Consider the following 16,390-nt stretch of genomic DNA (forward strand, 5'->3'; position numbering starts at 1 on the left):
TATCAAGCTACCAAAAAATATTTTTTAATCCATACGAAAATTAATGTTAATAAAAATACGACAGAGATCACAATAAAAAGGGGAAGAGCGACCTCCCCCTTTCTTTATAAAACATCCATCACATCACGCTACTTAAGCGTAGTGCAAAGTATCAACCAACTGCTGATGGGTTTGCCCGTTGAGATACACTACTGTATCGTTCGCATCCAGAGTATGGTTGTTGTTGTTATCAACAATCAGGTAGTTACTAGCCTCGTGGGAGTTATCAGTCCAGATAACCGACGCTACACCCACCTTAGCAGTAAGATCCCCATTCCCACCAATACCAAGGATTTGCCCTAACAAGCCGACAACGCCGCCAACCACACCACCAACCAACGTACCCAGCAACGCATCAACAACATCCGACGTACGTGTACCATAATCTGCTACTTGGGTATGTGTGACATCATTGTTAATAGTCAGACCTGAGGCCGTGTCAAAGATACTATCTTTACCGCTATTAAAATCCGAAATGGTCACACCAGAATTGACAGTGCTCGCTTTCAGTTGGTAGAGATTCGCCCCATTACCTCCTGAAACAACGGTGTTACCCAGGACCTTGAAAGTATCCGCAGCGCCAGTTCCTTGCACCGTTAAGTTGTGACCACCATCCAATCCCAAAAGTGTAATAAGGGTTGTTGTCACACCGGAGCCAGGAAGAAGAGTCAGGAGCTGATAAAGAATACCTTTACCGGTCCCCCCCACATTGGCATCCAGATTCAACCCTGCAGTATTTGCAGAAGCATTAATAGTCTCCAGGTTACCATAACCGGTGCCTACCGTCAGATTAAGCAAATGATCGCCGGTGACATTGATGGTTTGTAGCTGACTACCGGTTCCCGCCAAGGTGATGGCGTTAGCGAAGCTACCGGTACCACCCGAGCCGACATTCAGGGTTGTCAAAGCAGTGGCACCACTGCTGTTTAGGGCCAGCGAGCCTGCATTGATATCGCTATTACTGGTTGCGGTGAAGTTAACATTGAAATGATCGGTGATACCTGGACGGAAAGTAATATCGACACTACTTGCCGCAGTCGCATTACCTGTGACTTCAAGTTGCGCAGCACTACCACCTGCCGCATTTATCACATGGACGTTATTAGCCAGACCTGACAGAACAAATCCCTGTGAACCGACGGTTGAGGTTGCTGCCTGAGTAACGTTAGAAGGAAGAGTAGTCAAGCTTGATTCGGTGGATGCATTACCAGTTAATACACCAAAATCGAATGTATGGGCTTGAGCGGTAGAACTAGCGCTAACAGTTGCTTGCCCTATATAGCCAGCAAGGTCCAGCTTTTCGAAGTTACTAAATTGCGCGGAGTTAGAAGTGATGACCGCAGTTCTGTTTAGAATAGTCCCACCCATAACGACATTTTTCGTAATAAAGTTAGCCGAAATGGTATCAATCCCAGCTCCACCATCAGCGGTGACAGATGTGCTCACCGTATTTGCCCCGCCAGAAGAGTTACCGGCCCACTTCAGCGTATCGTTACCCGTTCCGAGGTTAAACTTAGCCGTGGCGGTGGTCATATTAACCAGGTTGCTTACAATAACGTCATCAGCGCCGGAACTGGCATTGAGGATCACGCTGCCGTTGTTAACAACGATGTCCACTCCAGGGTTTACCCCATTATCGGACAGGTTAACAGTGGCTGCGCTTGAACCATTAATGGTGAGATTAGCCAAATGATCCGCGAATTTGAGGTTAACGGTGCTCGCCACGTTAGCATTAAGTTGCGCGTTAGTCAGAACCGCAGTTTCAGCATTGGTGAGCTGATGGCTGGCATTAGTGTTAACAGTCCCTGTCGCGTTGCCGCCTGCGGCGCTGGCGCTGAGGACTGCGCTGGTTTTATAAAGTAGCCCGGTACCAATCTGGTATTCAAAAGCATGCTGATTGGTTACAGTTGCCGCATCTGTAGCCGTAGAACCGCGTAAATCGTTAATGATTGCCTGAGTAATGGTTGCCTTATTGGTACCAAGAGCGCTGTATTGCGCTAAAACCGCTGCGCTAGGCGCGACGCCGTAAATTCCTTGATAAACATGTGTGATAAAGGCATCACCAGTTAAGTTAGATCCCTTGCTTTGAAACTCGGAAGATGCGATTAATTTTGTCAGTAATGAACTATATGTATTCCCACCGGTGGCGAGATAATTAGTCCAGTCGCCAAGCCCACCCATATCAACTGAACGGCCAACTAAAGAAATGTACGCAGCTTCGACTTGCTCCTTGCTACTTAAAGCGACGCTCCATGTATTCCAGTTCGCTGAGCCATAGTCTTTGTACATGACTTTATTCAGTGCATTATCAAAGCTATTTTGTGCAGTTAGCGTCGCAGAATCGAATCCTGTATAATTAAGAACGCCATTAATTACATTATTAAGTGCAGCATTTAAATTTGAGCCTGTTAAAAAGGTTTGGGCGACACTATCTGCTGGGGTACTTCCCCAAATGGACGCATAGACAAGTTTAACTATCTCAAGGTCAGTTTTGCCAGAATACAAAGTCTGACCCGCTGTGGATGCTAACAGGTTAGAAATATATTGTTCTTGGCTAATCGCCCCCGTACGAAACTGGCCTGCTACGGCATCATAGGTGGAAGCCGTCGTATAGGTGTTTTTCCCAAGAATTGCAAATTGTATAGCTGCAACTGCTTTTTGTGTGAGTAGCACTTGAGTAACCATTTAAGAATCCTCAAAATTTCGTATCAGGAGCAATCCAGGCCCAGAGTTATTGGGAGTACATTGGAAGCGTTTGCATCAGCATAGATGCACCTTCCCCTTAATAAGAAAAGTCTAAAAAAATCACACCGTCAACATGCCCGAATAAAAAAATAAATCACGAATAGTTTCCATAAGTTATACAGCTATAAATTAAAACCAGAGCTTCCCTCCCCCACTAAATTCAGTAGGGGAAAACGCAAGGAAGATAAATTCAAATTAGAAACAACAAATACCACCACTTATAACAAGGGTATTTTATATGTTAACAGAATTGCGGAATTTTTTGAGGATAGGGCCAGAGGATGGTGTAGTAAATGCAGGCTTAGCAGATGTAGCCTAATTGAGGTCAGAGCAAGTCAAGGCGGGTAAAATGTTAATTAACTGAAATAATTAACACCATTATTTATAAAGCAACTTTGTTGATAATGAATAACTTGTAACACACTCGATAGTGTATAGTGAATAAGCTATTCAACTTTAGTAATAAGCATATTCAGTGTTTCAGCGGAACGCTCCCAGGAGTATCTCAGCACATTTTCTCTACCTTTATTAATCAACAAGTTACGGTCTTCAGCGCTATTGTTTAATTTTATGATAGCTTTGATAAGCTCATATTTTGAGTCTGGATCAAAGTACAATGCACTATCACCTAAGGTTTCTTTGAGGGAGGCTCTATTTGAAGAAATAACTGGGCAAGAGCATGATTGAGCTTCCAGTGGGGGTATACCAAATCCTTCATAAAAGGATGGAAATATAAAAGCTTTCGCACCTTTATATAATGAAATAAGTTCATCATCAGATACACGCCCTAAAAAATCTATTCTTGGATCATTAGTTTTTATATTTACACAATTAAACACTGTGTTCCTGTCACCTATTATCTTCAAGTTTATATTTAAATCTGCAGATAGTATAGTTTCAATAAGACCATGAATATTTTTATGATGATTAACCGAAGATACAGTCAGGAAGTAGTCGCATCCACGAATCTCATTAGTCTTAACCATACTGTCATGTGGTTTAAAAAAACTATTACTCACAGCATTCGGAATGATATGAATCTTACTGGCATCACAATTATAATAATTTACTAGCTCACTTTTAGAAAAATCACTAACCGTCACTATTAATTTAGAGTTCTTGAGTAAAATAGGGGTTATTAATGAATATAACCATCTGAAGCCAAATGAAAAGCTTTCTGGGTAACGAATATAAGTAATATCATGTTGCGTAATAATCTGCCTTTTGAAAAGCAAAGGACCAGTGTTGCATAAGTTGATTAGCATGCAATCTTTCTGTTTTTTTAAAAAAAGAGGTAATGTGAATTGTTCCCAGAAATGGCCTCTCCCCCCTGAGATTTCTTTAATATTAAAACCTGAAATGTTATAGTTTTTATCAATGGCGGACATGTTGGGTACCAAGACCACAACATTATGTCTCAATTTCGATAACCGAAGAGTCATTTCATAAGCAAATCGCTGCACACCGGTAAGTTTTTGAGTAAGAAAACGACCATTAACATAAATCATTAGCGACCTACTTGAGGTTTATTATTATAAGACACTCATTATGACAGGATTATAAATTGAAAAAAACCATTTTCGAACAAAATATAATATCTAAACAGATATAGATAAAAAAAAAGCCCTGTAAAAACAGGGCTTAGAAAGCAAATCTTTACTAAGTTAGTTAATCCATTCAGTATGGAACACACCGTCTTTGTCAGTGCGCTTATAAGTATGTGCGCCGAAGTAATCGCGCTGAGCTTGAATTAGGTTCGCTGGCAAAACAGCTGAGCGATAGCTGTCATAATAAGCAATAGCAGCTGAGAATGTCGGAACAGGGATCCCATTTTGCACCGCATAAGCTACGACATCACGTAATGCCTGCTGGTAATCATCAGCGATCTGTTTAAAGTACGGGGCTAATAACAGATTGGCTATTTTATCATCCTGATTATAAGCATCGGTGATCTTCTGAAGGAACTGAGCACGAATGATGCACCCTGCACGGAAAATTTTAGCAATTTCACCGTAGTTGAGATCCCAATGATACTCATTCGAGGCAGCTCGCAACTGAGAAAAACCTTGGGCGTAAGAAACAATCTTACCTAAATATAATGCTCTACGGACTTTCTCGATAAATGCAGTTTTATCACCGGCAAGTTTAGCCTGTGGGCCCGTCAAGACTTTAGACGCTGCAACACGCTGCTCTTTTAGGGATGAGATATAACGAGCGAAAACTGATTCAGTAATAAGGGACAAAGGTTCACCTAAATCGAGAGAACTTTGGCTTGTCCACTTACCGGTGCCTTTATTCGCGGCTTCATCAAGAATAACATCTACCAGATAGTTACCTTCTTCATCTTTCCTGGTGAAGATATCTTTTGTAATATCAATAAGATAACTGCTTAGCTCACCTTCATTCCATTTGGTGAAAGTTTCCGCCAATTCGTCGTTAGAAAGATTTAAACCACCTTTCAACAATGCATAGGCTTCAGCGATAAGTTGCATATCACCGTATTCGATACCATTGTGAACCATCTTAACATAATGGCCAGCCCCATCAGCTCCGATGTAAGTTACGCAAGGTTCACCGTCTTCCGCAACAGCAGCAATTTGTTTAAGAATTGGCGCAACAAGTTCATAAGCTTCTTTTTGACCACCCGGCATAATTGAAGGGCCTTTCAACGCACCTTCTTCTCCGCCGGATACACCTGTCCCGATAAAATTGAACCCTTCAGCAGAGAGTTCACGATTACGACGGATAGTATCCTGGAAGAAAGTATTACCCCCATCAATAATGATGTCGCCTTTTTCCAGGTATGGCTTAAGAGATTCAATAGCACTATCAGTGCCGGCACCGGCTTTAACCATCAACAGGATGCGTCGAGGGGTTTCCAGAGATTCAACAAACTCTTTCACTGTGAAATAAGGGACTAATTTTTTGCCTGGATTCTCAGCAATAACTTCTTCAGTCTTTTCACGGGAGCGATTGAAAACAGAGACGGTATAGCCACGACTTTCGATGTTGAGCGCAAGGTTTCGGCCCATCACCGCCATACCAACAACCCCAATCTGTTGCTTGGACATTACTTACTCCTGTCTGGTGTGGTCACTGCGACACGTTCGCAGTTTAAATGTGATGTTTATATTAGCTCAAAGCCTGTATGACGTATAGTGTAAAAATGTTCACAAATGAAGAATGGCAGTCATAACCTATTGAAAATTATTGGTTTTAATTCTGCCTTTTAATACCATTACCGCAACAAAAGCCAAGTGGCACAAAATTGCTTAGTTTTTATTCATTTATTAATAGATGATTTTTTTATTTTCCACAAATTCGCAATATTTAGAATTGACGTATTCAGAAATTTCCTGATTAAACCGCTCGGTTGAAAATTTTAACGCATGAGCACGACAATCATTAGGAAGAATTTGATCCTGCATAGTTTCAAACTTTTGTACAGCATCAATGACAGAATCTATATCCTGTTTGTCAAAAAGGATACCTGTTGGATTATCTACACCAAATGGTCTTACTGTTTCAAGTGAACCACCTTTACCAAACGCAATTACAGGCGTCCCACAAGACTGCGCTTCAACAGGAGTAATACCAAAATCTTCTTCTGCCGCAAAAACAAATGCTTTAGCATTTCTCATATGCTCTTGCATGACTTCATTTGATTGATAGCCCAGGATTTCAATGTTAGCCGTGGCTTTAGACTTTATCTTTTGCATTTCCGGCCCATCACCAACAACAACAAGTTTACGGTTTGGCATGTGACTGAAAGCCTCAACTATCAAATCAATACGCTTATATGGAACAAGGCGTGATGCGGTAAAGTAATAATCTTCTTTAGCTTCATTCAGAAGAAAGCGATTGACATCAACAGGCGGATAAATGACATCAGCCTCTCGCCCATAAACTTTTTTAATCCGCCGTGCGATAAATTGTGAGTTAGCAATAAAATGATCAACGCCATTTGCAGTACGGTAGTCCCACATGCGCATTTTATGCAAAATCAATTTTGCAATCATTCCTTTGACTCCATGATCTAAACCTGCTTCCCGCAGATATTGATGCTGGAGATCCCATGCATATCTTATAGGGGAATGAACATAACTAATATGCAGTTGATCGGGTCCCGTCAAAACCCCTTTAGCAACAGCATGGCTGCTAGAAAGAATGACATCATGGCTGGATACATCAAGTTGCTCAATCGCTAATGGCATTAAAGGAAGATATGTTTGATATTTTTTCTTCGCTTTTGGGAGGCGTTGAATGAATGTTGTGGTTATTTCTTTATTCTGAAAGTGTTTTTTATTTTCAGAGGAAAGAAAATCCACAACAGAATACAAGTGTGATTCTGGATATGATTTAATAAGTTCCGCTACTACTTTTTCAGAACCAGCATAAGTAATAAACCAATCAGCAACAATACCAACATTTAAATCGCGCATAAAAATCCATCGTACATTTATAATTTAACATGCAAAATATAAAGGTGCTCCAGATTTGAAAAGCACCTTTAGTAATTTAAATTTAAGCCCTTAACAAGGCTAAAATCTCTGCAGTTTTTTCTTTCATTAAAGCAACATCACTTCTGGATTCCACATTTAAGCGAACGACAGGCTCAGTGTTAGAACTACGTAGATTGAAGCGCCAGTCCGCAAATTCAAGGCTTATACCATCCGTGTAATTAATATCAAGAGCTTCATTCTGATAGCGCTCAAGAACCCGTTTGATCGAGGATTGTGGATCGCTAAGGGAGCTGTTGATTTCTCCAGAGGCAGGATAAGCTTGCATCCGTGCACTAACTAATTGGTTTAGCGTTTTATCCTTGATACAGAGTAACTCAGCGACAAGGAGCCATGGTATCATTCCGCTATCGCAATAGGCAAAATCGCGGAAATAATGGTGGGCGCTCATTTCGCCGCCGTATATTGCATCTTCTGCACGCATACGTTCTTTAATGAAAGCATGACCTGTTTTAGACATCACAGGAATACCGCCAGCATTTTTTACAATATCAATTGTATTCCAGCTTAAACGCGGGTCATGAATAATACGAGAACCAGGATTCTTTTCAAGAAATGCGTCAGCCAAAAGACCAACAATATAGTAGCCTTCGATAAAGTTACCCATATTATCGAACAGAAAGCATCGATCGAAATCACCATCGAATGCAATACCCATATCAGCATTATTTTTTATGACAGCGTCAGTGGTATCTTTTCTACACTCTGGTAATAATGGATTTGGTATACCATTTGGGAAGGTCCCATCGGGTTCATGGTGCACCTTTATAAATTCAACAGGGACATTATGTTTTATAAAGCGCTTCTCAAGGGCATCAATAACATGACCAGCGGCGCCATTACCAGAGTTAACAACTAATTTTAGCGTTCTATTGATATTATGAAGATTGATATAGCTCAATAACTTATCAATATATGCATCTAATACAGAAATGGATTGATAACTACCTTTAGGCTGCGATGAATTTATAGCAAAATTATTCTCTTCGGCAAGACGCTGGATCTCCCTTAGCCCAGTATCACCACTGATTGGCTTTGAGTTCTCGCGGACGAGTTTCATTCCATTATAATCAATTGGGTTATGACTGGCTGTTACTTCCACTCCGCCATCAACGCCGAGGTAAGATGTAGCAAAATAAATCTCCTCAGTACCCGATAAACCAATGTCTAAAACATCAGTACCAGCATCCTGCAATCCTTTGGCAAGGGCAAGTTTAAGGGATTCACTAGTTAGTCTAACATCGCCTCCGACAACCATTTTTTTAGGCTTAAGATACTCACCATATGCACGACCAATACGGTATGCGATGTCCTCTGTAAGTTCCGAGCCTAACTTGCCGCGAATGTCATACGCTTTAAAGCAGGTTAATAATTCCATCATTTTCCCCGTTTAATCAAATTCCATAATGATCTTTTAGACGAACAATATCATCTTCACCTAAATATGAACCAGATTGAATCTCAAGGATTTCAAGATCTATTTTCCCTGGATTTTCCAGCATATGAGTCGAACCAGCAGGAATAAATGTTGATTGGTTTTCAGTAAGCAAAAACTCACGTTCGTTTAAGGTAATCTTCGCTGTTCCTGATAATATAATCCAGTGCTCGGCCCGGTGGTGGTGCATTTGCAAAGAAAACTTACCGCCCGGTTTAACTGTAACTTTGTTAATGTGATATTTAGTTGTATTAACCACTTTATCACTATGCCCCCAAGGGCTATAGGATTCACGGTGGATCCTATACTCTCTACGCGAAGTCATTTTAAGATGTTCAACTACACGTTTAACGTCTTGCACCTGTGATTTATCTATAACGAGCACAGCATCTTTGGTGCTGACTACTACCAGATTGTTAACCCCAACGGCAGCTACTAGTTGTTCTTCGCTATTTATATAACAGTTAGAAGAATCATGAACAAAAACATCCCCGGAGAGTGAATTACCTTGACCATCCTTATCGTTGACTTCCCACAGTGCTGACCATGAACCAACATCATTCCAACCTGCATCCAGTGGTACTACAGATGCAGATTGCGTTTTTTCCATTACAGCATAATCAACTGACTCATCAGGGCAAGCAATAAAAGCATCTTTATCAACACGAATAAAATCACGTAAAGAATCGGTATGCACAGTCTGCATTGCCTTTTTACATGAGCTAAGAATATCTGGACGGAACTCATCCAACTCTTGCAGAAAGCGTCTTGCTCGAAACATGAACATACCGCTATTCCAGTAATATTCACCGCTGTCCAAATATTCTTGTGCTGTATGCAAGTTAGGTTTTTCAACGAAACGTTTTACATCATAAGCTATATGATTATCGAAATGTTCTTCGTTACCACGCTGGATATAACCATATCCCGTTTCAGGGCCAGTAGGCACAATACCAAACGTTACAAGCTTCCCTTGATTTGCATAAACTACAGCGCTGTTGATTGCAGCTTGAAAAGCATCGTTATTCTCAATAACGTGGTCCGCGGCCAAAACAAGTAGCAATGGATCATCATCATCATGTGCTACTGCGTGTAATGCAGCAAGTGCAATTGCTGGAGCCGTATTACGTCCAATTGGTTCAAGGATAATGTTATTAGATAGCTTTTCGATTTGACGTAGTTGTTCTGCGACTAAAAAACGATGTTGTTCGTTACATATCACAATAGGTTCTCTAGTCTCTAAACCATTAAGGCGAGTAATTGTCTCCTGAAGCATTGATTGCTCGCCGTGTAAACGTAAAAACTGTTTTGGATATAGCTCTCGCGACATCGGCCATAAACGACTACCAGTACCTCCAGCCATTATCACTGGGAGAATCATGACTTAACCTCATTTAATATATTTACAGTTCGATAAAGAGACATTTAGAATAAAATTACACAACAAAACTTCTGCATTTATCCGCTAATTCATTAGCATATTGTTCATGCAATGTTTTATTTTTAATAATAGTATTCATACCTATTTTCTTACCATCAAATTCGAAGTTAGCAGTCGCATTGGCATTCATATCGACGTCAATTCTATTAAAGAAGTCAAATAACCCATCGAAACGGCAGTTATCAACTTTATTTTTAAAACCACCATTTACAAAAATAACTGGAGTGCCCATAGCCAGGCATGGAAGAGCAGTATGAATCCTGGAGGTTACTACCAGTTTTGCATTAGCCAATTTCCTCAGAAAATCATCGGCTAATTTAAAACCTTCGTCAGCGGAAAGGTACGGAATGATCTGTTTTTCATGTTTAGCATGCTTGAGTAATTCACTATCAAAAAACTGGTTTAGTACTTTGCTTCTATGATTAAATTCAAATGCCCGACCATTTAGCAAGCGTTTTCCGAAACGTAATGGTTGGCTCATTAACTCTGGTAATGACATTGAGTCATACATCACATCGATAAAATAAATATCATCAGTAACATTATCCCGTTTATATTTATTCCCCAACGTAAGTGTCATACAGCCTGAGTAATACGCATCAATCCCTTTTGAGATCAGCAAATCACGAGTGTAAAAATCACGGCAACCTATCGGCGCATGTTTTTTAAAGTGCGCAATACTCGCAGGTGTGAAAATTTTATCTACAATAGTAGAGTTAATATGGATTGACACATATAAAGGAGTTATATCTTCAGATGGCGGAAAGTTTTCTGGTATATCCATATACCACGCATTCATGATCATTTTTACTTTATTACCACTATAAGTATTCATATGATCTCGTGGTATATACTCATTCACGCAAGGTAAAAACTGGCGTGCTGCTGTACTTTGTACATAATCACCCAGATTGATCCAGTTTCTTTTGACATAGATGTCACTTTCGTACGTCAGGACGCCATATTGAGTATTGTTTACTTGCATGTTATTTCCTACCTAATTTTTTCTTTATTAAAGATGTTAAATATTTTCTTTCTGAACTAATTAGCACCAAATAGAAAAAGAGTATAGCCACTGAGATTGCGTTTAAGGCGATTAGAAGCAGTAATCCTAAAAAACCTACAGGAAGTACGGTGTTAATGTAAAATGAAATTGCAAATGATATTACAGAAACAGAAAATAAGCGCGGGAAAATATTAAGGAAAAATATTTTACTATTTAATCCAGTTACTTTTTCCACATACAAAACTCTGAACATAAGCATTGCAACTGCACAAAGTATACGACTAGACACCGCCACAACCAATGCAAAACCCAAAGAGTAAAGAGCATATGTTAATACCAAAGTTAAAAGCATTATTAATGATGCTATTAACTGATAGTTCCGCAACTTTCCCACTGCATATGCTACGGTAACAAAAGGTCCTGATAGAGAATCAATGATGACATACAGTATGACAATTCTTACCAACACCACCAAATGTTCTGGAACTTGTTTCAACCATAAGTTAATAACAAAAGGCGCATCTACAAAGGCGGGTACTGCTGCAATCAGTACGATAAAGCCAGTCAACTTGCAGGATAAAGATAGAAGAGACGAAACCTCTTCGTGATTTCCAGTTGAATGCTGCTTTATCAGTTGAGGATTGAATGCGGTTTGCAAAGTACCTATGACACGGTTAAATGCAATCAGCACCTGCTCCGCTAACCAAACAGAACCATTTGCCACAACTCCGACAAAGAAATATGTCAGGAGAGCAATACCTTGAGAAAGTCCGACTAAACTCAATGAGCCCATCATTGACCAACTCGAGAAGGATAGTATTTCCTTGAGCAGTTCTTTATTTTCTTTGAAACTTACCTTTACAGTACATATATCTATTTTCTTAATGCAACTAACAAAATAGACAAAAAACACTGATATATATCCAAAAAGCAAGAATGCAGCATACCATATTAATTTCGAGTCGAATTCGAACAAGGTAAATAAATACACCATGCCCCAGCGCTGAATAGCATCAAATATCCCTATCTTAGCAAACAAATCCATCTTTTCAGTTGCAATTAACGCTGCAATAAATGGTGTTTGCATGATCTGAATAAGCAGAGATATGACAGACAACTGGTACACCCAAAATATTTCTGTCATACGCTCAACGGGAACTCTTAATTTATAGATTAAGAACCATAACCCAATTGTTTCAGCGAGGAATAAAACGGCACCACATATTATGAAATGGACCAATATACTTGTCGAAAAGACTCTTTTAGTCCAGGAAAAGTCCCTTCTACCTAAACCAACTGACAGGAACCTTTGAGTTGCCAAAGCTGATACGTTTTGAATGAACGAAAATAAAACGATAATACTGCCAATGACACTGTAAAGCCCAAAGTCATAAACCCCAAGCGCATTTAAAACTAAGCGTGAGGTATAAAAAGTTGCAAACATTATTAGTAACATCCTGCCATAAAGCATGAATGTGTTCTTTGCAACTATTTTTTTATTTGTAGCGTATTTTTCACTCATTTTTACCAACATTATCGTCAACACAGAAAAATTTCATTCTTGTTTTACGATTTCTATACTCTCAACTACTTGTTAGATACTTATTAACAAGTTCTGCGGTAGCACTCCAGGAATATTTACCGACCTGTTTTGAGCCTTTACTAATGAGTTGGGTTTTAAGTTCAATATCAGAATGTAATTTAGATATTGCAGTTGCTATTTGCTGTATATTCTCAGGGTCAACTACAAGTGCTGCGTCGCCAGCAACCTCACCGAGGGAGGTTGTTTTGGAGGTAATTACAGGTATACCACTTGCCATTGCCTCAATAACAGGGAGACCAAATCCTTCATAGAAGGAGACGAAAATCAATCCTTCTGCACCACGATAAAGCTCAGGTAATTCTTCGTTTTTGACAAAACCAGTAAATACAACCCTATCAGTAAGCTCATTGATTTCGATGAGAGTCGCTAACTCATCTGTTTTCTTGCCAGTAAAAACAAGTTTTACGTTTTTAGGGATATCTGCTCTGGCAAACGCCTGAATTGTTCCAACCTCATTCTTATGACTTTTCCTGTTACTGACACATAAATAATAAGGATATCCAAAATCTTTCTTTTGTCCATTTGGTCGAAAATCGTCGGATACTCCATTCCCTACATTTATAACTTTATCAGCAGGAACCCCGGACCATTGGATGATTTTTTGTCGAGAAAATTCGGAAACAGTAAAAATATACTTTGCTTTTCGACATCCTCTTTTTATAACAACCTTATAGAATATTTTTTTTAATAGACTTGAATTTTCAGGACGCTCCAAATGATTCAAATCATGGATTGTAAACACAAATGGTACTCTGGAAAATAGTGGAGGAATATAGCCTGGAAAAAAAACTATACCATCACGCATCTTCATCATTTTTAATGATGTTTTTATGCAATCAACAGGGCTGAATGGTTTGCCGGTGAAACCCGCACTCTTATAATTTGTTATTTTATTAATTTCTTCAGCAAATGTTCCGATTCCGCCTGAACCTGACCATCGGTCATCAATTAGAATGTTTTTCATATATTCCTTGATACATTTCAGTGGTTATTTATTATAGTCTGGATCTTTTTAGCCAGTGCCGCAGCTTCAGAGTCACGACTACCTGGCTCATATAAATTTGTTGGAGGAAGAAAATCAATCATTCCATCACGTGCAGGGGCGATAATCGGGATATTGGCTTGCTTTGCTTCTAGCATCAGAAGCGGCACCCCTTCAAACCGAGATGGCAAGGTAATAAGATCAACATCCTTGCTATACTCCCATACATTTGGCTGCCAGCCATAATAATTTACTCTAATATTATTACGTGAACATTCTGTTATAGTTTTCAGCTTCTCAAGATCAGGACCATCTCCAATAACCTTAAGCACTATTTCTTTAGAGGTCGAAATAGAATTTAACGCCTGAAGTAAAATATCCTGTCCTTTTTGTCTAAATGAAACTCTCCCTGCCATTAAGATAGTAAATTTATTCTCATCTTTCTTATAGATATATCCCTTACCTCTAATGTATTCTATTGGTAACTTAGAGGAAAAGTTATGTAATACTCTAACTTTGGCATTTTTGTTTTTAAGGGAAATTTGTTCGGCAAAAACTTTGCTAATCGTAATATAATTCTCGCACTTCTTGTAAACAAATTTCGATAATATGTCTTTTAACCACCCTAACTTGCTACCCATCAAACGAAAACTATGCGCATAAGGTATATAACTAACTAAGTTTTTGACTCCCGCAGCCTTCGAAGTATTAACAAATACAGAGCCTAACTCAATATCACCTTGCACAAGGATAATAGTTTTATGTTTCCCCTTCAGAGATACTAGTAGTTCTTTAGCTTTTTTTCGAAAAGGATAATTAAAAGTAGAATGAAGTATTTCAAATTTTTTATGTAACACTTCATGATTCTCATATGAAATATTATGATCAGTGAGAATTTTTTTTAACGCTATATTATCTGAAGGGACAAAGCATGCAAACCTAAACCCTTTATTTCTAAATTTATTTAAATGAGCAATCGTCATCAATTCATGACCACCGACGATTGCTGCAGTAAATACAACAGCGATTACTTCTTTTTTATTCATAGATAGTCCATGGACAATGCAGTTCGCATACCACCCATTTGTTAATAATTAAAATACTATTTAATCTATAAGTAATATGCGAAACTTTTTTATTTTCCACCTTTAAGATGATTTAATATGCGCCATCTTTTTTTAATACAACTCCTACAGTTTTAAAAAGGATAGCTATATCGTTCCACATAGACCAGTTTTTAACATACCATGCATCCAAATAGACACGAGTATCATAATCAACGTCACTCCTGCCACTCACTTGCCATAGTCCTGTCATTCCAGGTTTACTAAGTAAATAATAATCGACTTCTTCATTATATCTTTCTAACTCTGCGGTAATAATAGGGCGTGGGCCAACCAGACTCATCTCCCCTTTTAATACATTAAACAATTGAGGGAGCTCATCAAGACTTGTACTACGTAAAAATTGGCCAATTTTGGTGATTCTGGGATCATTTTTCAATTTAAATGTTGCATCCCATTCGGCTCGAGCTTCTGGATCGCTCGCCAGTAAGTTATCCAGGACCTCTTTTGAGTTAACTACCATTGATCTAAACTTCAGGCATTTGAAAGGCTTACCATCTTTCCCAACGCGCTCATGACCATAAATAGCAGGACCGCCATCCTTTTTAACTTTATTATATATATAAAATAAAAGTGGAGATAAAATTAGAATAATACCCATCGAGCCAAATATATCAAAACCTCGTTTAATAATTCGCGAAGATAATTTAGCCAGATTCTGCTGTACTCTAAATATCATAACTTCATGGCTAAATATGAATGACATATCCGTACTATCTAATGGTACGCCCCGTAGGGTTGGAATTACCGAGACAAAACGATACCCTTTGATCATAAACTCGCGAAGCCAGTTATTTCGGATTTCACTTTGATTTGATTCGACTGCAACAATGAACTGCGTACGCTTATCAATGCCAGCTAACCAATTTTTATTAGCATCTAGCACTACTGTTTTATTAGTATGTTCAACAGTTCTAGTTTCACCATCGCAAGAAATAAAACCAATGACGTCTAAACCGAGATTTCGTTCGCTATTTATTGCGTTGTAGGCATCGATAGCGTTTTTACCATTTCCCACTATCCATGTATCTCGCAACCAAAGGCCCATTCGATTCAACAGCCATTTAGTAAACATCCTGGTTAATGGTAGCAAAATAGCTGCAATTACCCATGTTAAAAGCCATACATACCGTGAAAAATACCATTTTGCAAATGCTATTACAGCAATTTCAATAACAGCAAATATTACCAAAGTACGGAGAATTTCTTTTAACTCAAACCAAAAAGTTTTACGATAAAAATAATGCCGCAGACGAATTCCGTACCAACTAATGCAACAAATACCTAAAAGCCAATGTAAAGCAACCCACCCTTCAATCTGCTCATTAGGAACTCTTTCGTCAAAATGACTCATTGTAAGCGAAAGAATTCCGAGAGATAAATATAGAGATAATACAAAGCTTAAAAAATCAGATACCGCTAAGGATACACTGCACCCAACATTTCTAGCAAAACGGGTCATGATTCCCTCTGCTTATACCACGCTTAACATGGA

The 16,390-nt window shown here is 39.0% G+C and carries 11 protein-coding genes; all 11 read right to left on the reverse strand.

All coding sequences use genetic code 11. The features are described 5' to 3' along the window. Positions 1-132: 132 nt before the first annotated feature. The 11 genes from AC22LX_RS07235 to wbaP all read right to left on the reverse strand — a co-directional run bounded on the left by AC22LX_RS07235 (position 133) and on the right by wbaP (position 16,357). A complete protein-coding gene (locus tag AC22LX_RS07235; RefSeq protein WP_045391823.1) occupies positions 133-2,724 on the reverse strand; it encodes a beta strand repeat-containing protein in 2,592 nt (863 codons plus the stop codon). 506 nt (positions 2,725-3,230) lie between these two features. After that, positions 3,231-4,292: a glycosyltransferase family 4 protein gene (locus AC22LX_RS07240; protein ID WP_487333891.1), complete on the reverse strand. Its 1,062-nt coding sequence runs from the start codon at positions 4,290-4,292 to the stop codon at positions 3,231-3,233. A 156-nt stretch (positions 4,293-4,448) separates the two neighbouring features. Then, positions 4,449-5,855 carry an NADP-dependent phosphogluconate dehydrogenase gene (gene gndA / locus AC22LX_RS07245; protein WP_045391829.1) on the reverse strand — a complete coding sequence of 469 codons (1,407 nt, stop codon included), beginning with the start codon at positions 5,853-5,855 and terminating at the stop codon, positions 4,449-4,451. A gap of 219 nt (positions 5,856-6,074) precedes the next feature. Continuing rightward, positions 6,075-7,226, reverse strand: a complete 1,152-nt coding sequence (locus tag AC22LX_RS07250) for a glycosyltransferase family 4 protein (RefSeq protein WP_045391832.1) — start codon at positions 7,224-7,226, stop codon at positions 6,075-6,077. Between the two features lie 82 nt (positions 7,227-7,308). Further along, complete coding sequence (gene cpsG, locus AC22LX_RS07255) at positions 7,309-8,682, reverse strand: phosphomannomutase CpsG (protein WP_113771558.1); 1,374 nt, start codon at positions 8,680-8,682, stop codon at positions 7,309-7,311. 16 nt (positions 8,683-8,698) lie between these two features. Next, complete coding sequence (locus AC22LX_RS07260) at positions 8,699-10,120, reverse strand: mannose-1-phosphate guanylyltransferase/mannose-6-phosphate isomerase (RefSeq protein ID WP_487333892.1); 1,422 nt, start codon at positions 10,118-10,120, stop codon at positions 8,699-8,701. A gap of 55 nt (positions 10,121-10,175) precedes the next feature. Then, entirely contained in the window at positions 10,176-11,165 is a 990-nt protein-coding gene (locus tag AC22LX_RS07265) for a polysaccharide pyruvyl transferase family protein (protein ID WP_045391841.1), read from the reverse strand. Position 11,166: 1 nt separating this feature from the next. Next, entirely contained in the window at positions 11,167-12,708 is a 1,542-nt protein-coding gene (locus tag AC22LX_RS07270) for an MATE family efflux transporter (protein WP_045391916.1), read from the reverse strand. A gap of 61 nt (positions 12,709-12,769) precedes the next feature. Then, positions 12,770-13,753: a glycosyltransferase family 4 protein gene (locus AC22LX_RS07275; protein ID WP_045391844.1), complete on the reverse strand. Its 984-nt coding sequence runs from the start codon at positions 13,751-13,753 to the stop codon at positions 12,770-12,772. A gap of 17 nt (positions 13,754-13,770) precedes the next feature. Continuing rightward, complete coding sequence (locus AC22LX_RS07280) at positions 13,771-14,817, reverse strand: glycosyltransferase (RefSeq protein ID WP_045391847.1); 1,047 nt, start codon at positions 14,815-14,817, stop codon at positions 13,771-13,773. A gap of 112 nt (positions 14,818-14,929) precedes the next feature. Continuing rightward, positions 14,930-16,357: an undecaprenyl-phosphate galactose phosphotransferase WbaP gene (gene wbaP, locus AC22LX_RS07285; protein WP_045391850.1), complete on the reverse strand. Its 1,428-nt coding sequence runs from the start codon at positions 16,355-16,357 to the stop codon at positions 14,930-14,932. Between the last annotated feature and the right edge of the window lie 33 nt (positions 16,358-16,390).

Source organism: Klebsiella sp. PK01 (assembly GCF_057624675.1).